General features: G+C 62.1%; 23 protein-coding genes. 14 read left to right on the top strand and 9 right to left on the bottom strand.

The window, feature by feature from the left end:
- The first annotated feature begins 55 nt into the window (after positions 1-55).
- From AC1RLZ_RS00845 to AC1RLZ_RS00870, 6 genes are all read left to right on the top strand, one after another.
- Complete coding sequence (locus AC1RLZ_RS00845) at positions 56-436, top strand: DUF4189 domain-containing protein (protein ID WP_493187098.1); 381 nt, start codon at positions 56-58, stop codon at positions 434-436.
- Between the two features lie 77 nt (positions 437-513).
- The gene (locus AC1RLZ_RS00850) at positions 514-1812 is read left to right on the top strand and encodes an adenylate/guanylate cyclase domain-containing protein (RefSeq protein ID WP_493187099.1); all 1299 of its coding nucleotides are present in this window, start codon (positions 514-516) and stop codon (positions 1810-1812) included.
- Between the two features lie 140 nt (positions 1813-1952).
- Entirely contained in the window at positions 1953-2687 is a 735-nt protein-coding gene (locus AC1RLZ_RS00855) for a TetR/AcrR family transcriptional regulator (protein ID WP_493187100.1), read from the top strand.
- Positions 2684-3469, top strand: coding sequence for an HlyD family secretion protein (locus AC1RLZ_RS00860; RefSeq protein WP_493187101.1), 786 nt, complete (start codon positions 2684-2686; stop codon positions 3467-3469). The genes AC1RLZ_RS00855 and AC1RLZ_RS00860 overlap by 4 nt, the downstream gene beginning before the upstream one ends.
- Positions 3466-4410: an ABC transporter ATP-binding protein gene (locus AC1RLZ_RS00865; protein ID WP_493187102.1), complete on the top strand. Its 945-nt coding sequence runs from the start codon at positions 3466-3468 to the stop codon at positions 4408-4410. Before AC1RLZ_RS00860 ends, AC1RLZ_RS00865 begins: the two co-directional genes overlap by 4 nt.
- The gene (locus AC1RLZ_RS00870) at positions 4407-5567 is read left to right on the top strand and encodes an ABC transporter permease (protein WP_493187103.1); all 1161 of its coding nucleotides are present in this window, start codon (positions 4407-4409) and stop codon (positions 5565-5567) included. Before AC1RLZ_RS00865 ends, AC1RLZ_RS00870 begins: the two co-directional genes overlap by 4 nt.
- 47 nt (positions 5568-5614) lie before the next feature.
- Here the strand turns inward: AC1RLZ_RS00870 and bcsS are convergent, their stop codons facing one another.
- Together bcsS and AC1RLZ_RS00880 are read right to left on the bottom strand one after the other, a co-directional pair.
- Positions 5615-6457, bottom strand: a complete 843-nt coding sequence (gene bcsS, locus AC1RLZ_RS00875) for a cellulose biosynthesis protein BcsS (RefSeq protein WP_493187104.1) — start codon at positions 6455-6457, stop codon at positions 5615-5617.
- A gap of 132 nt (positions 6458-6589) precedes the next feature.
- The gene (locus AC1RLZ_RS00880; protein WP_493187105.1) at positions 6590-7054 is read right to left on the bottom strand and encodes a DUF488 domain-containing protein; all 465 of its coding nucleotides are present in this window, start codon (positions 7052-7054) and stop codon (positions 6590-6592) included.
- 136 nt (positions 7055-7190) lie between these two features.
- On the opposite strand from AC1RLZ_RS00880, the gene AC1RLZ_RS00885 reads away from it, so the two are divergent.
- On the top strand, positions 7191-8162 hold the full coding sequence (locus AC1RLZ_RS00885) for a Bug family tripartite tricarboxylate transporter substrate binding protein (RefSeq protein WP_493187106.1): 972 nt from the start codon (positions 7191-7193) through the stop codon (positions 8160-8162).
- A 16-nt stretch (positions 8163-8178) separates the two neighbouring features.
- Here the strand turns inward: AC1RLZ_RS00885 and AC1RLZ_RS00890 are convergent, their stop codons facing one another.
- Positions 8179-8982, bottom strand: a complete 804-nt coding sequence (locus AC1RLZ_RS00890) for a DUF72 domain-containing protein (protein WP_493187107.1) — start codon at positions 8980-8982, stop codon at positions 8179-8181.
- Between the two features lie 35 nt (positions 8983-9017).
- Positions 9018-10325 carry a M20/M25/M40 family metallo-hydrolase gene (locus AC1RLZ_RS00895; protein ID WP_493187108.1) on the bottom strand — a complete coding sequence of 436 codons (1308 nt, stop codon included), beginning with the start codon at positions 10323-10325 and terminating at the stop codon, positions 9018-9020.
- A 455-nt stretch (positions 10326-10780) separates the two neighbouring features.
- Here AC1RLZ_RS00895 and AC1RLZ_RS00900 point away from each other — a divergent pair, with 455 nt between their 5' ends.
- Both AC1RLZ_RS00900 and AC1RLZ_RS00905 read left to right on the top strand, forming a co-directional pair.
- Entirely contained in the window at positions 10781-11914 is a 1134-nt protein-coding gene (locus AC1RLZ_RS00900) for a glycosyltransferase (RefSeq protein WP_493187109.1), read from the top strand.
- Positions 11915-11921: 7 nt separating this feature from the next.
- Positions 11922-13430 carry a glycosyltransferase family 39 protein gene (locus tag AC1RLZ_RS00905; protein ID WP_493187110.1) on the top strand — a complete coding sequence of 503 codons (1509 nt, stop codon included), beginning with the start codon at positions 11922-11924 and terminating at the stop codon, positions 13428-13430.
- Positions 13431-13481: 51 nt separating this feature from the next.
- Here AC1RLZ_RS00905 and AC1RLZ_RS00910 read toward each other — a convergent pair whose 3' ends face one another.
- Complete coding sequence (locus AC1RLZ_RS00910) at positions 13482-14858, bottom strand: outer membrane protein (protein WP_493187111.1); 1377 nt, start codon at positions 14856-14858, stop codon at positions 13482-13484.
- 362 nt (positions 14859-15220) lie between these two features.
- Between AC1RLZ_RS00910 and AC1RLZ_RS00915 the strand changes: the two genes are divergently transcribed.
- The gene (locus AC1RLZ_RS00915) at positions 15221-15670 is read left to right on the top strand and encodes a helix-turn-helix transcriptional regulator (RefSeq protein ID WP_371419828.1); all 450 of its coding nucleotides are present in this window, start codon (positions 15221-15223) and stop codon (positions 15668-15670) included.
- Here the strand turns inward: AC1RLZ_RS00915 and phhA are convergent.
- On the bottom strand, positions 15656-16543 hold the full coding sequence (gene phhA, locus AC1RLZ_RS00920; RefSeq protein WP_493187112.1) for a phenylalanine 4-monooxygenase: 888 nt from the start codon (positions 16541-16543) through the stop codon (positions 15656-15658). The genes AC1RLZ_RS00915 and phhA overlap by 15 nt on opposite strands.
- A gap of 272 nt (positions 16544-16815) precedes the next feature.
- Between phhA and AC1RLZ_RS00925 the strand changes: the two genes are divergently transcribed.
- A complete protein-coding gene (locus AC1RLZ_RS00925) occupies positions 16816-17802 on the top strand; it encodes a Bug family tripartite tricarboxylate transporter substrate binding protein (protein ID WP_371419826.1) in 987 nt (328 codons plus the stop codon).
- Positions 17803-17912: 110 nt separating this feature from the next.
- On the opposite strand, the gene AC1RLZ_RS00930 is transcribed toward AC1RLZ_RS00925, so the two are convergent.
- A complete protein-coding gene (locus AC1RLZ_RS00930; protein ID WP_371419825.1) occupies positions 17913-18377 on the bottom strand; it encodes a carboxymuconolactone decarboxylase family protein in 465 nt (154 codons plus the stop codon).
- A gap of 31 nt (positions 18378-18408) precedes the next feature.
- On the bottom strand, positions 18409-18912 hold the full coding sequence (locus AC1RLZ_RS00935; protein WP_371419824.1) for an RrF2 family transcriptional regulator: 504 nt from the start codon (positions 18910-18912) through the stop codon (positions 18409-18411).
- Between the two features lie 185 nt (positions 18913-19097).
- Between AC1RLZ_RS00935 and AC1RLZ_RS00940 the strand changes: the two genes are divergently transcribed.
- Positions 19098-19358: a hypothetical protein gene (locus tag AC1RLZ_RS00940; RefSeq protein ID WP_493187113.1), complete on the top strand. Its 261-nt coding sequence runs from the start codon at positions 19098-19100 to the stop codon at positions 19356-19358.
- 166 nt (positions 19359-19524) lie between these two features.
- Here AC1RLZ_RS00940 and AC1RLZ_RS00945 read toward each other — a convergent pair whose 3' ends face one another.
- Complete coding sequence (locus AC1RLZ_RS00945) at positions 19525-20091, bottom strand: DUF6886 family protein (RefSeq protein WP_493187114.1); 567 nt, start codon at positions 20089-20091, stop codon at positions 19525-19527.
- Between the two features lie 122 nt (positions 20092-20213).
- Between AC1RLZ_RS00945 and AC1RLZ_RS00950 the strand changes: the two genes are divergently transcribed.
- Both AC1RLZ_RS00950 and AC1RLZ_RS00955 read left to right on the top strand, forming a co-directional pair.
- Positions 20214-20915: a DUF899 family protein gene (locus AC1RLZ_RS00950; protein WP_493187115.1), complete on the top strand. Its 702-nt coding sequence runs from the start codon at positions 20214-20216 to the stop codon at positions 20913-20915.
- A 416-nt stretch (positions 20916-21331) separates the two neighbouring features.
- Complete coding sequence (locus AC1RLZ_RS00955; protein ID WP_493187116.1) at positions 21332-22528, top strand: DUF2778 domain-containing protein; 1197 nt, start codon at positions 21332-21334, stop codon at positions 22526-22528.
- The last annotated feature ends 1 nt before the right edge of the window (position 22529 follow it).

The raw sequence follows: 22529 nt of genomic DNA on the forward strand, positions 1-22529 counted from the left end.
AGTTGAAACGCCCTCCCTGTAGCGTCTGTCTCGTTCGGCCTCGGGGGAGGGGAAATTGTCACTGTTTGTTGCCGCGCGTTGTCGCACGACTATCGCTGCTGTTTTGCTACTGAGCGTCGGCGCCGCAGACGTGGCCTCGGCCGCCGGCGCTCTGGCTGTGGGCAAGTGCGGCGCCTATGGCCAGGCCTTCGATTACCCGGCACAGGACGCGGCGCTCGCGGCTGCCAGGAAGCAGTGCAAAGGCGAATGCACGACGGTGACAATCAACCGTGCCTGCGCCGCCTTCGCCGTGGACATGAAGAATCCCTGCGGCGCGCACGGCTATGCCGTGGCGCCCCGTATTTCGAGTTCGCTGAATCAAGCGACCAAGAAATGCTATGACTACGGCGGCAAGGAATGCGTCATTCGCGCCTGGGCCTGCGACGCCAAGGGCTAGATCTTCCCGACAAATATCTCGTTCAATAAGCCTGCGGCAGCTAGACTGCTGCAATGATTCACTTTTTCCGGACACTTTTGAAGTCTGCCGCCGACGCCGATCCGTCCGTTCGCGAATTTCGCAATGCGCTGAGCCGCGAGATGCTGTTGACCGAGCGGTTGCGGATCAAGGCGGTGATCGCCACCGTGATGATCGTGACGCTGTCGCTGTCCATCGCCTATCTGCTGGCGCCGTCGAGCTTCGCGCGCATATCCAATGGCCAGTTCGATCTTGCATCGTCTTTTTTGATCACGGGCCCGCTGCTGCTGTTCGAGCTTTTCGTTCTTTACAAGGTTAATCAGCGTATCGCTGCAGGGCAGGATATTGCGCGGGGGCGGCGCTATCTGAGCGCACTCATCGAGACCAGCATTCCGACGGCTGCACTGCATCTCCATATGGGTTGGATGGGGCCGGCGGCGGCGTTGGCATTTGCGGCACCTTTGTCCTATTTCATCTTCATCATTCTATCGACGCTTCGACTCGATTTCTGGCTGTCGACGTTTACTGGCTTTGTCGCGGCCGCCCAGATGCTCGCGCTAGCCATGCTGTATCATCCGGTGCAATTCGCTTGGGAACCCGCACCGGATTTTGCGTTTCAACTTATCCGCAGCGCCATGGTCCTGCTCTGCGGTATTCTTGCGGGCGCGGTCGGCTTGCAACTCCGCCGCCAATTCGAGGCGAGCATCGCGGCGACGTCGGCGCGCGATCGTGTCACCAATCTGTTCGGTCAGCATGTTTCGCCGCAGGTTGTGGAACGGTTGCTGGCGTCGGGAACGAGTTCCACGACCGAGATGCGTCAGGTCGCGGTGATGTTCGTCGACATCCGTAACTTCACCGCAGCGACCCGTGTGCATTCGCCGCGCCAGGTGGTGGAACGGCTCGACGAGACGTTTGCGTTGCTCGTCGACGTGCTGGATCGACATTCCGGGATCGTGAACAAGTTTCTCGGTGACGGATTTCTCGCGCTGTTCGGCGCGCCCATCGAGGACCCCAATGCGGCGCATTGCGCCGTGCAGGCGGCCCGCGAGATGCTGTCCGCCATCGAGAACAGCAATAACGGCAGTGAATGGCCACTACGTATCGGCATTGGGCTGCATATCGGGACCGTGATCGCCGGCAATGTCGGCTCACCGCGCCGCAAGGAATACACGGTGATCGGCGACACCGTGAATTTTGCGGCGCGCCTTGAGGCCCTCAACAAGCAGTTCGGATCGCAACTGCTGATCTCTGCGTCGATACGCGACGCACTGGGCGACAAGTGCGACGATGCAGAATTGCTCGGAGATGTACCGATCCGCGGCTATGACGTGCCGCAGGCGATCTGGCGACTCGGCTGAGTGCTGCGTCAGTTCTCAAGGAACTGACCACGCGGCGGCGCCACGGATGTCCGGCACGCTCATGTAGCCACCAAGTGTGCGGTGGCCGAAATCGTTCGAAGAGCCTTGAATATGACTGACTGGTCAGTCATATTCAACCCATGAGCGCGTCCGAACCGAAACCGAAGGCGATGCGATTAGCCCGTGCGGCCACTGGCCGAGGCGGAGCGAAGGAAGCTGTTGCCAAGCCGGCCGGAACGGCGGCACCGAAGCACGCCGCGTTGAAGCCACCATCGAAACGTGAGGCCAAAGCGGAGGAGCGGCGGGCGGCGATCATCGCCGCCGGGCTCGACGAATTCGTTGCCCGCGGCTTTGCCGCCACCCGGCTCGACGACGTTGCGAAACGCGCTGGCGTCGCCAAGGGCACTATCTATCTCTACTTCACCGACAAGGAGGCGCTGTTCCAGGAGCTGGTGCGCAGCGCGCTGGGCCCATTGATCAGCCGGATGAGCGTGCCGCCGATCGCGGGTGGCTCGGCCCGCGCCATGCTGGAAGGCTTCGCCGAGAGCTTTGTGCGCGACGTCGCGCAAACCCGGCGCGGCGACATTTTGCGCCTGATCATAGCGGAGGGCGCGCGCTTCCCGTCATTGTCAGAATTCTACTACCGCGAAGTGGTGGAACGAGGGATGGCTGGCATACGGCAAATGATCGAATACGGCATCGCGCGGGGCGAGATCCGCAATCCCGCGCTGCTACAGTTTCCGCAGCTTCTGGTGGCTCCGGCCATGGTCGCGGTGATCTGGCAGGGGCTGTTTGCGCGGCTGGCGCCACTCGACGCCATGACGATGTTGCAGGTTCATATCGACCTGATCTTTGGCGAACGGAGGGCGACATGATGTCGTCGCACAGGACCTGCCGTTTGTTTAGCATACTTGCGTTGCTGGCCCTTGCCGGTTGCAATGAACGCAGGGATCCCGGCTATCAGGGCTGGGTTGAGGCCGACATGATCTTTGTCAGCCCTGACGAATCCGGCCGCGTCACCAAACTCAACATTCGCGAAGGCGATGAGGTCCAGGCCGGCGCTCCGCTCTATTCGGTTGACGACGATCTGCAGCGGGCCGATCTCAACCAGAACAACGCCACACTGGCCAACGCAAAGCAGACCTTTGACCGCGCCCAGTCGCTCAGCAAGACAGGCTCCGGCACCCAAGCCAACCTGGACGCGGCGGTGTCGGCGCTGCGTGTCGCCGAGGCACGGGTAAACACGTCGCAAACGCGGCTGACGCGGCGTAATGCCTTCGCGCCGGTTAGCGGCATCATCCAGCAGATCTATTTTCGAGAGGGCGAGATGGTGCCGGCGCAGCGGCCCGTGCTGTCGATCTTGCCGCCGGGCAATATGAAGGTACGCTTTTATGTTCCGGAGACCGACCTGGCCAAACTTGCTGTTGGCGACGAGGTTCGTGTCACCTGCGACAACTGCGCAGCCGATCTGACGGCCAAGATCTACTATATCGCGACCATGGCGGAATATACGCCGCCGGTGATCTACAGTCTCGATGAACGCAACAAACTCGTCTATCTCGTGCAGGCGCGGCCCAACAAGCCGGCGAGCGTCCGTGTTGGCCAGCCGGTCAGCGTGTTCGCCCATGCGCCGATTCCCGTGGCGACGACACGATGACCGCAGCCTCCGTCGCCACATCCGACATCGCCATCGAGGTGACCGGCCTGTCGAAGTCGTTCAACGGCCGCGAGGTGGTGCATAACCTGTCGATGCAGGTGAAACGCGGTACCATCTACGGTTTCCTCGGTCCCAACGGCTCCGGCAAGACCACCACGATCCGCATGCTGTGCGGCCTGCTGACGCCGGACAGCGGGACGGGCACATGCCTTGGCTTCGATATCCTGCGTGATGCCGACAAGATCAAACGCCGGGTCGGCTACATGACCCAGCGCTTCAGTCTGTATCAGGATTTGTCGGTGCGCGAAAATCTTGAATTCGTAGCCAGGCTGTATGGCGTGCGCGATCCGCGCCAGGCGGCGCGCGACATGATCGAGCGGCTTGGACTCAATGGCCGCGATGAGCAACTGGCCGGCGAATTATCCGGTGGCTGGAAGCAGCGCCTGGCACTGGGCGCCTGCACGCTGCCGAATCCGCAATTGCTGCTGCTCGACGAGCCCACCGCGGGTGTCGACCCGAAAGCGCGGCGCGACTTCTGGAACGAGATTCATGCGCTGGCCGCGCAGGGGCTGACCGTGCTGGTCTCGACCCACTACATGGACGAGGCTGAGCGCTGCCACGAGATCGCTTATATCGCCTATGGACATTTGCTGGTCCACGGAACCGTCGAGCAGGTAATTGCGGCATCGTCGCTGGCGACCTGGACCGTCACCGGCGCGGAGCTCAACGAGCTTGCGGCTGACCTTGCCGACAAACCCGGCATCGATATGGTGGCGCCGTTTGGCACCAGCCTGCACGTCTCCGGGCGCGATCATGTCGCCCTTGAAGCGACCGTTTCGTCGTATCGTGATCGGCCGGGCCAGCACTGGCAGCACGGTGCGCCGTCGCTTGAGGATGTGTTCATCGATCTGATGACGCGCGCCAAGGACAACTTCCAGTGAGTGCCGCGGAGGGACCGGACCGGGAGATCAAAGAGCGGCCGTTCGGTTTCTGGCGGCGCAGCTACGCCATGCTGGTGAAGGAGTTCATTCAGCTCCGTCGCGACCGGGTCTCATTCGCCATGATCGTGATGATACCGGTGATGCAACTCTTGCTGTTCGGCTATGCCATCAATACGACGCCGCGCCACCTTCCGACGGCGGTGCTGCTGCAGGAGGACAGCGACCTTGGCCGCTCGATTCTCAAGGCGCTGGAAAACACCTCGTACTTTCAGTTCACCCACGAAGTGCATTCGGTGGCCGAGTTCGACAGCCTGCTGCTGTCGGGCAAGGTGCTGTTCGGTGTGGAGATCCCGCGCGGCTTCGAACGCGCCGTGCGGCGCGGCGACCGTCCGGCTTTGCTGGTCGCCGCCGATGCCACCGATCCGGTCGCGGCGGGCTCGGCGCTGGGCGCGCTCGGCACCACCATGCAGACGGCCTTGCAGCACGATCTGTTTGTCGGCGATCCCCCATCGCTGCCGTTCGAGATTCGGGCGCATGCGCGATACAATCCGGCGGCGTCGTCGCGGCTCAACATCGTGCCTGGGCTGGTAGGCACCATTTTGACCATGACCATGCTGATTTTTACCGCGCTGTCTGTAACGCGCGAGATCGAGCGCGGCACCATGGAAAACCTGCTGTCGATGCCTATCACCCCGGTGGAGGTGATGCTCGGCAAGATCGTGCCCTATGTGCTGGTGGGCTTCATCCAGGCCACGCTGATCATCGGTATCGGCGTTGTACTGTTCGGCGTGCCGGTGCAGGGCAGTCTGCTGCTGCTGGCGTTGCTAAGCACGCTGTTCATCACCACTAACCTGTCGATCGGCTACACGTTCTCCACCATCGTGCAGAACCAGTTGCAGGCGATGCAGCTGTCGATGATGTTCTTCCTGCCAAGCATCCTTTTGTCCGGCTTCATGTTTCCATTCGCGGGCATGCCGGTCTGGGCGCAATATATCGGCGAGGGTTTGCCGCTGACGCATTATATACGGATTGTCCGCGCCATCATGCTGAAGGGGGCGGTGCTGGAAAATCTGCGCTACGACGCGATCGCGCTGGTTGCTCTGATGTTGCTGGCGATGATCATCGCAGTGAGCCGCTTCCGCCGCACGCTCGATTGAGCGCTACAACTGCAGGAGATCTGACGCTTTTGGCGATTCAGTCGATATCAATTCTCGAAGAATGGAGCGCGGGGTGGCCGGATGACCATGCCGAAGCGTGCATAAACGCCTTGGCGTTCGAAATTGTCCTGCACATGGCCAGCGGCGAATGACCATTCGTAGGGGCCGGTGCGCAGGCCCGTGAGATGGCCGCCGATCCGGGTCTGCTGGCTGAAGTAGTCGTTCGACAGTGCTGCCTCCGGGCCGATCCAGAACAGATCAAACATGCGCCAGCCGGCTGCAACGCGCGTCGTATAACCATTGTCGATCGTCGTTCCGGAGAGGGCGTATTGCAGCATCAGCTCGCGGGTCGGCTCCCACCAGATGTCCATTGTGCCGCGTGCACCGGCCGTCGTGCGCAGCCGGGAGCGACGCTGGTCGTGGAAAAAATAGTCGGCCTCCATATCGAGGCCGGCCAGGAACTGGACCTCGAGATTGCCGCGTCGCATGAGATAGCCGGGCAAGAGCGTTGCGCGGCTGATCTGGGTGTAATCGGAGCGGGTGCCTGTCGTGTAGCGCTCGAGATTTTCTGACATATAGAAACGCAGGATGAAGCCATCCTTGTTGAGGCCAGCAGGTGCCCATTGCAGGCCGCCATAGGCACCGAGGCTCCAATGCGACGCATCGACGCCACCGAAATACATCAGGCGGTCCGGCATGCCCCCGGAGAGAAAATCGAAGGCGCGCCGTTTCGAAATGCGCGTGTCGAAAAGCGGCGACCAGAAGCTCGATGAGCCGGCTGCCGGCTCCACGCTGAAATCGGCGTCGGCGATGTCCTGTCCAACCGCACTGCCGCAAATCATTGCGGCAGCAGCGACGCATAACGCGCGTAACGTCAGTCCCCAACGCATCGAGCCCCACCCAACGCAACAGAAACACAACACAGAAATACAACCTGAGGTAGATTATATTGGGGATAAGCCGCCGTCCAGTGTGGATAAGTGAGACTCCGGAAATATCTTCTCGGTGCGATCGGATCGCGGTCAGAATTGCGGCGGCAGCAGGTTCTGGACCTTGGCGCCCTCGCGCTCTTCGATGATCTCGGCGATCCACCGCCGATGGCAGTGTTCGTGGTCGCGCTCGTAGCAAAGAATGCAGACCGGCCCCGATTTGGTCACCAGAGCGGCGAGTTGGTCCATCTCTTCCATCGCCTGCGGCGTCTTGAGATGGGCCATGTAGACCTTCTCGAGCTGCGCGAGCTTGCCGCTGCGCGCGGCCTCACGGCCGTCTTTGGGCGTACCCAGCCCGCGCAAGTGAATGTAGCCGATGCCGCGCTCATCCAGGCCCGCGGCGAGCTGGTTCTTCGAAAAACCCGGTCGTCGCGATGCGGCGACGGCACGCACATCGACCAGCAGCTTGACGCCGGCATTCTGTAATTCGTCGAGCACGGCCTTCGCAGGCGTTTGCTCGTAACCGACGGTGAAGAGTTGAGGCGCTTTTCGGGCCATATGAGCATCTCCGTGATCGACGAACGATTGGCACAATGTCGCGGCAGGCCGCGAGGCGTTGCTCCCATTTGCAACATGGCACATAGTCAACTCAACAAACTCCGCCAGTTCAATGGCCGATATCACCGGGGGAATGATGGCTCGCATGGTTGGTGCGTTGGGTGCTATCGCGCTCGCGCTTGTGTCGTTTCAGACTACAACTCTGGCGCAAGGCGTGTATCCGGATCGTCCGGTCCGAATTATCGTCCCTATCGCGCCCGGCGGCAGCTACGATCTGGTCGGGCGGCATCTCGCCGACGCGCTGGCGAAGCGAACGGGGCAGGCGTTCTTTGTCGAGAACAAGCCCGGGGCAGGCACCGTCGTTGGCACACAGGCTGCGGCCCAGAGCGATGCGGATGGCTACACGCTGATGATCGGCGGCCTCTCCAACATGGCCTTCAACTCCGCGCTCTACGCCAAGCTCGCCTATGATCCGCTCAAGGATTTTGTCCCGGTCGCACTGGTCTACAAATTTGGCTACGTGATGGTTGGCCGCAAGGATCTGCCGCAGCAGACTCCGAAGGAGATCGTTGCTGCCGCATTGGACAAGCCGGGGTCGATCACCGTGGCGACCGCCGGCGTCGGGACCGGCCAGCAACTGGTGGCCGCGGCCTTCATGAAATCCGCCGGCGTCAAGCTGCAGGAGGTGCCTTACAGAGGCTCTCCGCCCGCTTTCGCCGATCTGCTGGCGGGCCGCATCGACCTGTTCTTCGACTCGATTGCCGCCGGGCTGCCTTATGTGCAGTCAGGGCAAGTCAGGGGCATCGCGGTCCTGTCGTCGAGGCGGAGCCCGCTGGCGCCCGACGTGCCGACCATGGCGGAAGCAGGTGTGCCGGGTCTCGATGTCGATTCATGGCTCGGCATCTTCGTGCCGGCCAAAACGCCGCCGGCGGTGATCGCAAAACTGCGTCAGGATATTCGGGCGGTGTTGCCCGATCTGAAGGAGCGCTTCGAGAAGAGCGGCGGCGAGCCCTGGGATATGCCCGACGACAGGCTCGACGGCTTCATCGCATCCGAACACGCGACCTGGACAAAACTGATCCGCGAGGCTGGTATCAAGCTCGATTGAGCAACGCGCGTGGGCGTTACTTTAACCGCTCGATCAGCGCCATAGCGCCATGCGGCGCGCGCACCTTGGCCTCGTGGATCACATAGGCGAACACGTCGCGCGGTTGTTTCTTGATCTTGGCGTCGTCGACGCGCGGCAGGTCTGTCGGCTCGCCGCCGCCGGCCCAGGTCTCGAAACGCTTAGCCCAGGCATCCAGCGCCTTCGGGGGATAAGCGGTCTTGATACTGTCCTCGCCCTTCTGCAAACGCAAATAGACGAAGTCGCCGGTGACATCGGCGATGGCCGGGTAGGTCGCGTGTTCGGAGAACACCACCGGGATCTTGAACTGACGTAACAGCGCGATGAAAGCCGGCACGCAGAAACTGTCGTGACGGACCTCGACCACATGGCGCAGCTTGCGCCCACCGAGTTCGGCCGGCAGCAATTCGAGAAACTTCCCGAAATCGGCTTCGTCGAATTTCTTGGTCGGCGCGAATTGCCACAGAACGGGGCCGAGCTTGTCACCGAGTTCGAGCACGCCGGAATCGTAGAACCGGTTCACGCTGTCCCCGGCTTCGGCGAGCACGCGGCGATTGGTTGCGAAGCGAGGGCCTTTGAGCGAGAACACGAAATCCTCTGGCACCTCGCGCGCCCATTTGCGAAAACTCTCCGGTTTCTGCGAGCCGTAATAGGTGCCGTTGATCTCGATCGAGGTCAGCTTGGACGCGGCATAGCTGAGCTCCTTGGCCTGCGTCAGCTTCTCTGGATAGAAGGTCCCGCGCCAGGGCTCGAAGGTCCAGCCGCCGATGCCGATACGGATTTGTCCGGATTTCGCAACCATTGTGAGGCCGATCCTTTCAGTCTTCGCCGTATTACTTAGCGCCGCGCCGGCAGCATCGGCTTGGTCACGCCCTCCATACCGGTCAGCACCAGCATGGTCAGCAGCGCGTTTTGCGGCCCGATATACGCATCCACGGGCTTGTACCATTCATTGCGCGAATGCCAGTTGCCGCCCTGGCCGCCGCCGCCGATGGTCACCGCAGGAATGCCGAGCGACATCGCGAGATTGGAGTCCGTGCTCGAGCCGGCAAAGGTGACATGGGGCGCGCGGGTCAGCGCTGTCACGGCGCGCGCGGTCGCCTGCACGAGGGGAGAGTCTTCTGCGACAACGCCGGCCGGACGGTCGCCAATCAGCTTGATCTCGACAGTGATCTTGTCCGATCCCCAGCGTTTGTTTTCTTCACCAACTGCGTCCTTCACCTGATCGAGAAGCCTTGCTTCGAGCTTCAACAGTTCTTCGGTCGAGTTCGATCGCATGTCGATCGTCATGCGTGCTTCGGCAGCGATGGCGTTGACGGATGTGCCGCCACTCACCGTTCCGACCGTGAAGGTGGTTTTCGGATCCGCAGGTGTCTGCAGTTCCGAGATTTTCGCGACCGCGCGACCCAGTGCATGGGTCGCGCTCGGCAAGCCGAACTCCTGAAAACTGTGACCGCCCGGACCCTTGAAAATCATCTCGTAGCGGTGGCTTCCCGTTCCCTGGTTGACGATGCGCGTGACGCCGAGTCCGTCGATCGAGATGAAGCCGTCGATATCCTTATTATCGCGAAACAGGGCTTTGACGCCGCGCAGATTGCCCAGCTCTTCTTCGCCGACGCTGGCGACGAACACGATGTCCCCGACTGTCGAGATCTGCTGGGTGTTGAGGGTCTGCATTAAGGACAAGAGTGCCGCGAGCCCACGGGCATCGTCACCGATCCCGGGCGCCAGATAAACGCCGTCCTTTTCCTTCACCGTGACGTCGGTCCCCTCGGGAAAGACCGTGTCCTGATGTGCGGAGATGACCAGCTTCGGCGTTCCGGCGATGCCCTTGCGGCGGGCGATCACATTGCCTTCGGCGTCGATCGCCGCGTCCTTGAAGCCCAGTTCCTGAAACCGTGACAGAATGTAGTTGCCGCGCACGTTCTCCTTGAACGGAGGCGCGGAAATTTCGGTGATCCGGATCTGCTCTTTCAGGGTGCGGGCATCGTCGGCCTTGATGGCATCGAGCGCAGCCATGACGCGCGAATCGGACAGCAGCGTCGTTGTGACGGTGTCGATTGTCTGCGCCATAACATGGCTGGTGCCGAAGGATGCCAGCGTCAGCGACGCAGCGAACAGGCATGGTCCGAGGGAGCGTCGCATGGCATCTCCGATGATCATGTGCAGAGACGATCGTGGTCGCGGCTCAGGCAGGCTTCCGCCCGAGAAAACCACGCGAACGCGCCGCTGTTGACCGAGGCAAGGTAACGGGCACCCACGAGGCTGGCTATAGCTCGCCAGCAACAGAATGGTGTCAGGGTGCGGTGTTTGCGGCCGCAATGTGGCGTTGAAACCTGTGCGGGATACCCTTGCGGAATGTCTCCAGCCTCCCTATCTTGTCTGTAACGGCGACGTCGATGCTTAACAGCTCCGGCGCTGGAACGACCTTGAATAGCTTGGTGCGCCGGATGTACGTGCGCCTGTTGTTCGGGGTCGTTGGCATTTTGGGGCCACTTTTGGCCATTCCCCCTCTGACGGCTTGTTCCGGCACGCGTTAAAGCCTCGTCATTCCCTGTCCGCCTTGGCAGGGTCCGGCGCGGCAGATATATGCTGGCGCCATGAACGAAGCCATCAGACCGGGGCCCGGACAGATATTGCAGGCGGGCGCTCCGCTGCAGCTGTCCGTCGTCGTCCCCACTTTCAACGAACGCGGCAATGTCGCCATTCTTGTGCAGCGGCTGGACGCGGCGCTGGCCGGGATTTCCTGGGAGGTCATTTTCGTCGACGACAATTCGCCTGATGGCACCGCCGATGTGGTGCGTGACCTGGCACGTGTCGATTCGCGCGTGCGCTGTATCCGGCGCATCGGTCGGCGTGGCCTGTCCGGCGCCTGCATCGAAGGGATGCTGGCCTCCAGCGCGCCCTGCGCGGCGGTGATCGACGGCGATCTGCAACACGATGAGACCCAGCTCGGCAAGATGCTCGGCCTGATCGAGAGCGGCGCCGCCGAACTGGTGATCGGCAGCCGCTATATAGAAGGCGGTAGTGCCGACAGTTTCAACCAGCAGCGGCTTGGCGCCAGCAAATTCGCGACCGCCGTGGCGCAGCGCGTGCTGCGCGTGAAAATCGCCGACCCGATGAGCGGCTTCTTCATGATTCGCCGCGATCGCTTCGAGCAACTGGCGCCGCAACTCTCGACGCAGGGCTTCAAGATCCTGCTCGACGTCGTGGCGACCGCGCACGGCGATCTGCGTATCATCGAAGTGCCCTACACCTTCGGCTCGCGACTGCATGGCGAGAGCAAGCTCGACTCCATGGTGGCGCTGGATTTTCTGGGCCTCGTGCTGGCGAAGCTGACCAACGATACCGTGTCGCTGCGCTTCCTGCTGTTCGCGCTGGTCGGCTCGATCGGCCTGTTCGTGCATTTCGCAGTGTTGTTCGTCACGCTCGAGTTCTTCGATCGGCCATTCGCGGAGGCGCAGGCCGTCGCGGCGCTTTGCGCGATGACCAGCAATTTCCTGCTCAACAATTTCCTCACCTATCGCGACCAGCGCCTGAAGGGCTTTGGCATCCTGCGCGGTCTGTTGATCTTCTACGTGGTCTGCAGCGTGGGGCTGCTCGCCAATGTCGGCGTGGCTTGGTCGGTCTTCGACCAGGAGCCGATCTGGTGGCTGGCGGGCGCTGCCGGCGCGCTGATGGGCGTGGTGTGGAACTACGCGATGTCCGGCCTGTTTGTCTGGCGCAAGCGGTGATCGCGGGATGACCGCACAGGAATTGCGGCTGGTGCGCGGCACCGCGGCTGTCGTCGTCGGCCTGGTGCTGCTGCGGCTCGCGGCGGCCGCGTGGACGCCGCTGACCTTCGATGAAGCCTATTACTGGATGTGGTCGAAACATCTGGCCGGCGGTTACTACGACCATCCGCCGATGGTCGCGGTGGTGATCCGGCTCGGCACCATGATTGCCGGCGATACCGAATTCGGTGTGCGTGTGGTCTCGGTGCTGCTGGCGCTGCCGATGAGCTGGGCGGTGTATCGCACGGCCGAACTGCTATTCGGCGGTCAGCGGGTCGCGACAACGGCGGTGATTTTGCTCAATGCGACGATGATCACGTCGGTCGGACTGATGATCGTCACGCCGGACGCGCCGGTGCTGGTCGCGTCGAGCTTCGTGTTGCTGGCGCTCGCCCAGGTACTGGCCACAGGGCAGGGCGCGTGGTGGCTCGCTGTGGGCGTCGCCGTCGGTGTGGCGCTGCTGTCGAAATATACCGCGCTGTTTTTCGGACCGGCGATCCTGATCTGGCTCATCGTCGTGCCGAAGATGCGGCGCTGGCTAGTCTCGCCATGGCCCTATCTCGGCGGCCTCGTGGCGCTCGGGGTGTTCTCGCCGGTGTTGTTCTGGAATGCCGAACATGGCTGGGTGTCCTTCATCAAGCAACTCGGACGGGCCCGGATCGACCATTTCAATCCGGCTTTCATCGCGGAGCTGATCCCGACCCAATTCGCCTTCGCGACGCCGCTGGTCTTCATTCTCGGTGTGATGGGCCTCTACGCGCTGGCGATCCGCAAGCCCGGCGCGTGGCCGGCGCGGGTGCTGTTGAATGCGATGTTTTGGGTCATCGTGCTTTATTTCGGCTGGCATGCGCTGCACAGCCGTGTCGAGGCCAACTGGTTCGCGCCGGTCTATCCCACGCTGGCCATCATCGCTGCCGCCGGAGCCACCGTCGTACAATGGAAGCCGCGCGAGCAGCGCACGATGGATTTCTGCCTGCGTTGGGCGGGGCCGACCGGCGTCGTCTTGTTCACGGCACTGGTGGTGCAGGCCAATACGGGTCTGCTGTCCGGCTACAAGCGTGACGCGACAGTACGCAGCATTGGCGTGGGCTTCGTCGAACTGGCGGCCGACGTCGAGGCAGTCCGCGCCCGTGTGGGGGCCACATGCGTCGTGGCGCCCGATTACGGAACCACAGGCTGGCTCACCTTCTATCTGCCGAAAGGGACCTGCGTCTTCCAGCGCACCCAGCGCATTCGCTGGGTGAATATGCCGGAGCCGAGCGCAGAGCAGCTGTCCGGCAAGCTGTTGCTGGTGGGTGAACAAAATGCCGCAGCCAATCCGGAATGGCGGGCGGCTTTTGCCAACATCGAGAAAGTGGCCGACCTCACGCGCAAACGCGGCCCGCTGGTCGTGGAGAATGTCGAACTGAACCTGCTGGACGGCGCCAAAGGTGACGTGCTGGACCGGTCGCCGCCACCGGAGATGTTGCCGCGCTAGGAAGCGCGACCACCATGCGCGTGATGGCGCGATGGTGGTCGGCTGTCGCGCTTATGGCGCAAAGTGATAGTTCACGCCGATCTTGCCGAGCTGCATGGTCTGCGCAATATCGGCATTGAAATAATAGGAGCCGACCATCGGAGGGGCATTGATCACGCCTTCGAGGCTCGCGTTGTCATGGCCAAAGCCGATGTAGTTATACTCCGCCTTGACGGACCAGTTTGGTGCAAAGGCGTATTCCACGCCGGCACCGACCACGTAGCCGGTATGGATGCGGGATCCATCGAGATTTATGAAGGTCGGGCCCGATACCGCCGATATCGCATGATGATCCCCGGCGACGGCGACACCACCCTTGAGATAGGTCAGCCAGCGTTCGTTGGTCACCATGCCGATGCGCGCCGTAGCCATCGCCAGCCAGTCGGTGCGCGAGCTCATGTTGAGATCGCCGCCGATGTTGATGCGGGTAGCGCCGCCGACATTGCCGCCGACCAGTTCGCCTTCGACACCCATGACGATCACGCCGAGCTGCACATTGGCGCCGATCTGGCCGCCGCCGAAGCCGCCGGTCATCGAGAACTTGCCAACTGGCGTGTAGTCGCGCCAGTCGCCCTGTCCAGATCCGTAGCCGGCCTGTGCGCCGAGATAGAGCCCGGTCCAGTCGAATCCCGTCTGTGCGTATTGCAGCGGCGGGATCGGCTTGGCGGCATCGGGAGCGCCGAACTGGTAGTTCGCGCCGAGCTTGACGAGATGCACCGTCTGCTTGGTGAACGCCGTGGAGGAGATCGGCCCGGTGGAGGCCCGCGTACCGCTGAGATCGAATTCGTGGTCGGGGAAGTTGATGAAATTGTACTCGCCGCGAAGCGACCAGTTGTTGGCGAGGGCATATTCCATGCCCGCACCGACGACCCATCCCCGCCGCGTCTCGCTGCCTGACAGTGTGATTCTGTCGGGCCCCGGTACTGAAACCTGAACGTCGTAGCCGTGATCTTCATTGGCCCAGGCGAATCCGCCCTTGGCGTAAGTGAGCCAGCGGCCATTGGCGAAGCCGATGCGCCCGGTCACGGTTGACAGCCAGTTTATCTGCGACGTCTGGGACAGGGTGGCCTGGTTCAGAATGTTCAGCGTGCGATTGCCCTTGATGCCGCTGAAGCTGATGTCGGCCTCGATGCCAAGCAGCAGGTTGCCGATCTGCTGATTGTAGCCGGCCTGAACGCCGCCGAGCGCGCCGTCGGTTCGGATATTCAGGATCTGCCATTCGGTCCCGCCGAGGCCGTAGCCGGCATGAACGCCGGCGTAAAACCCGGTCCAGTTATAGGCGGGATCGACAGCGGGGGCCTTGGTATAGGCGCGGGCCGGTATGTCGGCGGCGATGGCGGCATTGCCGAGGCTGAGGATGCCGATGGTGCCGAGAAGAAGCTGCTTCATGTCCGTTCCTTGCAGGTGCGGCGGCGGCCTTCCAGGAATTGGAGCTGCGTCGCGCGTCTTTTCGACTCCGACCATGTAGGGAAATACCGCGCACGTCGTGGTCCCGCGCGCTTCCTTTGTGCAGGATCGCGCACTCGGCGTCGCATTGTGAGCGGATGTCGCCGCTCGGTCTCACCTGGAAGTACTACTGGGGCGCGAGCTCATGGGGGCCACACCATGACCACCGACCAGGGCCTACCGGTCGCAACCGCGGCCGCGTCGTCGTTTACAGTGATGATAAATTTCGCCGTCGACGTTGAACCAAAGTCAGGGGTCCCGACGACCTATCATCGCACACATTGAAATGGGCGGTGATTGGGAACATGGAAAACACAAATCTCGCATTCAGCAGCCACTCAGACTTCGGATCCGATCGCGCCAAGGCGCACAGCATCGAGAAGCCGGACTCCGTGAACCTCACCGAAGTCGGCGGCCTGCGCGGTGCGCGGATCGCCAGCGTGATCAGCCAGATCAATGAGAGCTTTGCCGACCAGCAGTTCTCGACCCGGGTGGTTGCCGAGAAGCTCGGCCTGTCCGTCCGCTACGTTCAGGACCTGCTGCAGGGCTCCGGCCTCAGCATCACCGATCGCATCATGGAGTTGAGGCTTGAAAAGGCCCGCAGCATGCTGACCGGCGACCGGCAGTGCAGCCTGAAGATCAGCGAAGTCGCGGCCGCCTGCGGCTTCAACGAACTCTCATACTTCCACCGCAGCTTCCGCCGTCGCTTCGGCGCATCGCCGGCCAAGTTCCGCATCCAGTCAATGAACGGCTGACGCGCGCTTGCGCTTGAAATAGTCCAGCGTCCCGCGGTTGATGACGTGATCCTCAGGGGTCACCTCGTCGGCCGCGATGTCGTCTGCCTTGGCCAGGCGGGTATAGAGTGGGCCGAAATCCTGATAGCTGTCCTGCAGCAGCTTCTCGAAGCTCTCGATGACGAAATAGCTCTGCTGGAAATCGTCGATGATGTAGTTTGTCCGCATCACGCGTTCGAGGTCGAACGTGATCCGGTTCGGCGAGGGGTCTTCCAGTGCGAAGACCGACTCTGTTGCTGACGACAGAATGCCGGCGCCGAAGATGCGCAACCCGTCCGCGCTGTTCATCAGTCCGAACTCCACCGTGTACCAGTACAATCGTGCAAGGTTTTTCAACTGGCCGAGCGCCATCGCGCGCTGGCCACCTTTTCCATAGGCCTCCATGAAATCGGCATAGACCGGATTCGCCAACAGCGGAACGTGGCCGAAGACGTCGTGGAAGATGTCGGGCTCCTCCAGATAGTCCATTTCGTGTTCAGGGCGGATGAAGGCGCCGGCCGGGAAGCGGCGATTGGCCAGATGATCGAAGAAGATCTCGTCGGGCACCAGTTCGGCGACCGGCACGATCTGCCAGCCGGTCAACGGCTTTAGACGTTCACTCAGTTTCTCCAGATCGGGAATGCCTGACTCTGATAGTTGCAATGTATTCAGCGCGGCGAGAAATTCGTCGCAGGCCCGGCCTTTCAGGACGGTCTGCGCGCGGGCGAACAGGCGGTCCCAGCGATCATGCTCGGCGGCCGAATAGGAGCCCCAGTCCTGGTCCAGCGTGAAGTCCGGGCGTTTCGGGGCGTTGAGATAGCGGCTCTTCTCGGTCGAATGGCTCAGTTCGGTCATGGCGCGCTCCGATTCCGACGGCCTGATCAGAACATATGGTGTTGCGGTCGAATAGTTCCGCCAAGAGAAGCAACTTCTCACAAGGACTTGTTCGGCGACAGCAATCCACCACCAGCCCGGTTGCATTTGCAAAGGCGTTTCCTTGTAGGGAACCGGTCGCGATGACATCTTCAGTGACAACAGACGTGCCTCGCATATCGCTGAAATCATTGCGAAACCTCCTGCGAGCCTCGGCCAGAACACTCTCATCATCGATCATAAGGAATACGACCGTGCGGTCCGCTATGTCTTCTCGCTTCCTCTCAGGTGCTTTCGCGGCAGTGCTGCTGGTCTCCGGCGCAACGGGGGCCTTCGCTGACAACTGGCCGAGCCGGACGATCAAGCTGATCGTTCCGTTTCCGCCGGGCGGCGCCGCGGACATCACGGCGCGGGTCTATGCGGACAAGCTCGGCGAGGCGCTGAAGCAGACTGTCGTGGTCGAGAACAAGGCTGGCGCCGGTACAGCCATTGCCGCCGACGCTGTCGCCAAGGCCGATCCGGACGGCTACACGCTGTCGCTGGCGCCTGCGGGACAGCTTACCATCCTGCCGCATATCAACAAGAACATCGCCTTCGATCCCTTCAAGAGCTTCACGCCGGTCTCGTTGCTGGCTTCGGTGCCCTATGTACTCGCGGCCAGCCCCGATACGCCGGTCTCGAGCGTCAAGGAGCTTGTCGCGGCTGCGAAGCGCGAGCCCGGCAAGTTCACATACTCGTCGTGCGGACCCGGCACGCTCTGCCATCTGAGCGGCGAACTGTTCAAGAGCCTGACCGATACGGATCTGCTCCATGTGCCGTTCAAGGGCAGCGCGCCGGCCGTCAACGCACTGCTCGGAAACCAGGTGAACCTGTCCTTCGATACGCTGACGGTGCTGGCGCCGCAGATCCGCGACGGCAAGGTCAAGGGTCTCGTGATCACCAGCCGCGAGCGCTCGGCGCAGCTTCCCGATGTGCCGACGCCGGCGGAAGCAGGCGTGTCCGATTTCGTCGTCGACTCATGGTTCGGCCTCGTGGTGCCTGCAGGGACGCCCGACGCCATCGTTGATCGTCTGAATGCTGAAGTGGTGCGTATCGGCGCGCTGCCGGATGTGCGTGATCGCCTGGAAAAGCAGGGCCTCAGCATCACGACCTCGACGCAGGCGGCTTTCGCCAAGACGATCAAGGACGACTATGCCCGCTGGGGCCGTGTCGTGGACGCTTCGGGTGCGAAACTGTTCTGACCTTTAGCAATATTGCCTGACCCATCGGCCGGGCCAAGCAGAAACCAGGAAGGCCGGGTTGAATATTCAACCCGGCCTTTTGCTTGTCTATCGTCTGCTGAAGTGTGGGCTCAGGCAGCAGCTTTCGACTTCTCGATCGGATGTGGAATGCGGAAGCCGACAGCAAGACGATTCCAGACATTGATGGCGCCGATCGCCACGGTGATCTTGAGGCATTCGTCTTCAGAGAAATGCGCACGCAGCGCTTCATAATCGGCATCGGGTGCGCGCGTCTGCGCGATCAGCGTGACGGCATCGACCCAGGCGAGGAGGGCGCGCTCGCGCGGCGTATAGACCGTCGATTCGTGCCAGACCGACATCATGTTGATCCACTGCTCGCTGAGACCGTCGTGCCGGGATTCCTTCACATGCATATCGACACAGAAGGCGCAGCCATTGATGATCGATGAGCGAAGCTTGATCAGGTGGACGATCGCGGGCTCGAGGCCGCTCTCCTTGACGACATATTGATCGAGCGCGGCGACGGCCTTGTAGGCGTCGGGGGCGGCCTTGGCGATGTTGAGGCGGGCTTGCATGGTTTTTCTCCTTGGTGAGTGATTTCAGGTTTCAGTTGGCGTTACGGCGTCGTTCGTTAAGTTCGAGAAAGGCGCAGCCGCGCGCGGCGATGGCGCCGTCGGTATCCTTGGCGCGGAGATCGCCGAGCACATCGGCGATGCTCACCTTGGCCAACTCGTCGCGATAGACGCGCTCGGCGCGCAGCATCGCGGCATTGATGCCGCACGGTGATGTCGGCTTGCCGGGCAGGGGATTGGGGCCGCGCTGACGGATTTCGCTGCAGCGGAAGGCAGGTGCACTGCCTTCAACGGCAAGGACGACATCGAGCAAGGTGATCTGGTCTGGCGTCCGGGCAAGGCGATAGCCGCCGGTCGGGCCGGGCTGCGCGACGAGCAGGCCGGCACCCGAAAGCGCCTGCAGGTGTTTCAGGAGATAGCTGGTGGACACGCCATGGAATTCGGCGAGGGCGCCGGCGGACAACACGCCGTTCGATTGCAGGCCGGCGAGCATCGCCACACTGTGGATTGCCTGCTCAACCCCGTCGCTCATCTTCATGGTTTCATTCCATTCTTATCGTGGATATTTATTATCCATGATTAAGGATGTCGTCAAGTGTCCATTATCGGGGCGGTTTACAGGGTGCACCGCAACGGAATCTCAATCCCGGTGCCGGTACCAAGCGACCAAGGATACGCGTGGATCCAGGGCCGGGGGGCGGGATCAGGTTCGGGGAATACGGAATGGCATTGCGTGATTTGCTGGCGCCGCAGACGCGGCGGACGACGCTTATTGCGGTCGCTATTCTCTGCACGGGAATGGCCACGACCCTGGCGATCCGTGAGTTTTCGGAGCGCCTGATCGCGGCCGACATGCAGCGCCGCTTTGCGGCCGATGCGCTCGATATTTCCAATGCGATCAGCGAGCGTCTGCGCACCCATGCCGAGGGCCGCAATCGCGTCGTGGTCAGTCATTGCCGTGCGAAGGCCGATACTGCGGCCTAAGCTCGTGGGCAATGACAGGATGGGTCGATCTTCGGCGCATTGCGCCGAAGCGATGCCCATCGCACATCGCGACAACGAGCGATGAATTTCGCGAAGACGCTCTGCGATCCTACGGCTCCTGAACGTCCGGGCATCCTTTGTGGGTTTGAGGCTGCTCGATTGGTCCTCATGTATCGCGGAGGCCAATGCCGCTGACATGCAGCGATGTCTTCCACAAGGGCGCGAGCGTCTTCAGGGACGGCAGGACGCGCAACTCGACGCCGGCGGCTTCCAGCGCCTTTTCGATGTTGTCGATTCGCTCGACGTTCAGCGGCATGGATGGCGCGCGCGATATCCATATGCCCGCATCGTTTAGCGTCTCGAACCCGTGGGGCGAAAGTTCGTAACGATAGATGACGGTGTGGGAGAGACGGTCCAGCCAGCCGAACTCTATATGCGCGACCATGCGGCAGGCGGTCATCTTCTTGTAGGCGGTGAGGTATTGCGGCGTTGTCGTCGCCGTCGGCCAGACAAAAATACGCGGGCAGTCGCGCGGAAACATATACATCGGCGCATGCCAGTCATCGATCGCCCAGACCAGGGGGCCATTTAGCCATTCCTGCCCCTGAGCGCGAGGTGTCGCAATCTTCGCCCGCTGCGGCATGAAGACTTCGATGTTATTCTCTTCGCTGAAATGAAACAGGCGCATGGCGCACTCATGGGCATCCACGCACTGTGCGTCAATGACCGTCATGCGTGTTCTGGCCGTTCACGAAGCTGTGCGTGATGAACTTGTGGATCGTTATGTCGGATTGGCCCGTCCCGGAACGTCTTTCAGACGGAGCACGCCGAAATTCTCCAAGGGAGGATCATGTCATGACCGGTTCCAGCCTGATACCTGCGGCCGAACTCGTGAAGAAGGCCGGCTTTCGCTATCCCAATGAAAGCCGTGAATACCGTCAGGCGCGCAATGCGCTGCTCATCGAGGAAATCGAGTTGCGGCGCCAGATCGAGCGCGTCGCGGAGTTGCGTCGTGCGCTGCCGGATGGCGGCGAGGTGACCAGGGATTACGATTTCATCGGCGAGAAGGGCCCGGTGAATTTCGCGGGCCTGTTCGGCGACAAGCAGACGCTCGTCGTCTACTCCTACATGTATGGGCCGCAGCGCGAGAAGCCGTGCCCGATGTGCACGTCGCTGCTGTCGGCCTGGGACGGCGAGGTGCCTGACATCACCCAGCGCGTCGCGCTGGCCGTCGTGGCGCGCTCGCCCATCGAGCGGCTGGTTGCCTTCAAGAAGCAGCGCGGCTGGCACTATCTGCCGCTGTTCTCGGACACGTCAGGCGAATTCAGCCGCGATTATCACGGGCTGACCAAGGACGGCGGCGACGATGCTGCCTTCAACGTCTTCACCCGCCGCAGTGGCAAGATTCGCCATTTCTGGAGCGGCGAGATGGATGGGTCCACGGCCGATCCCGGCCAGGACCCGCGCGGGGCGCCGGATCTGATGCCGCTCTGGACGATTCTGGACGTCACGCCGGAGGGGCGGGGGACCGACTGGTATCCGAAGCTGAACTACTAAGGTTGTGATCATTAGGCGGCTTACGCCGGCCCGGGTCGACGATTTGACTACCTAAATACCGTAAACTCAGCATGATTCCCGGCGCAACAGCCCCACGCTAGGCCAATGGCCTAATCACAGCGCGCCAATAGTTCGGGCCGGGCGTGACCCAAAACCCCAGCGCGCCTGAGACCGGCCTGCGAGAGCCCCAGAAAGCTCTCGCAGGTTCCCCGACTTTGTCCTGTGACTTACTCAAAAAGGCCATGATTGGCAGGCCTTTAGGTAGGTATCGGTGGGGGACCTCCAATTAATCCGCATTTAACTAAAACTCGCCTTAATGGCGTTTCGCATCCCTGCGCGGTGCTTTTCGAGACCTGTGTGTCTCGTCAGGCACAACGGGCAGGGAGCTTAGTAAACGTGTGTTGGACGTCAGGCGTATGAGCAGCAGTAAACGTGCGTTGGACCATTCTGCATCCTCGCGCCGGGGCCAGCATCAGGTGTCGAAATCCAGTTCACGCATGTTCGTGACCGGCGCAGCACTTGCCGCCGTCGCATTGACCGGTGGATGGACGCTCGCCGGCAAGCTTTTCCAGAATGGCGTGGAGCCTGCGATGGTCTCCGCCAATCTCGGCAGTGATGCAGGCGTCGGCCAGTCGTCCTTCGCCGAGCGCTTCGACGGCCGCTTCTCACGCGCCGAACACCGTACGTCATTCACCGAGCGTTTCGAGCCGGCCGTGAATGCGCCGCTCGCTGCCGCGCAGACCGAGCCGAAGCGCGAAGTCGCTTGGTTCGACCCGACCTATTCGATGGGAGCCGCGCCCGAGCGCTTCGTCAAGCGCACGTCCGCTTCCGAGTCCGTGGTTCCTGCACCGGCTGCGAAGCCGCAGGAAGTCGCGCTGATGCAGCCGGCACCGACGGTGCGCCAGCTCGTCGACAGCATTCCGATGCCCGCTGCACGGCCCTCCGATGCCCGTACGGCCTCCGCGCCGCAGGTCGCCGAAGCGCCGCCGCAACAGCCCGTCGCGCAGGCCCGCGCGGCCAAGGGCGGCGCCTATGGCCACGACTCGCTGGTGCAGAAGGCGCGGCTGGCGCTGGCCGCACAGCCCAAGTCTGGCAATTTCAACGTCTTCGAAAAACTGTTCGGCGGCAACGCTCCGCAATCCGGTCCCGTGCTCGCTTATGCCGGCTCCGATGGCGGCGTGCTGACCAACGGCACCGACGCCGCGGCCAGCAATGAGCCGACCCTGAGCGATCGTACTACCGCAGTCTACGATATCTCCGCACGCAAAGTGTACATGCCCGACGGCACCAAACTGGAAGCGCATTCCGGCCTCGGCAACCGTCTCGATAATCCCGCTTACGCGCATGAGAGAATGCGCGGTGTGACCCCGCCGCATATTTACGACCTCAAGCCGCGCGAGGCCCTGTTCCATGGCGTGGCGGCGCTGCGCCTGACGCCGGTGGGCGGTGAGGGCGCGATCTATGGCCGCACCGGCCTGCTCGCCCATACCTACATGCTCGGCCCCAATGGCGACTCTAACGGCTGCGTCTCGTTCCGGGACTACAACAAGTTCCTGCAGGCCTATCGCAACGGCGAAGTGAAACGCCTCATCGTGGTCGCCAAGCTCGACTGAT

The sequence above is a fragment of the Tardiphaga sp. GW822-FHT04G09 genome, assembly GCF_058800725.1.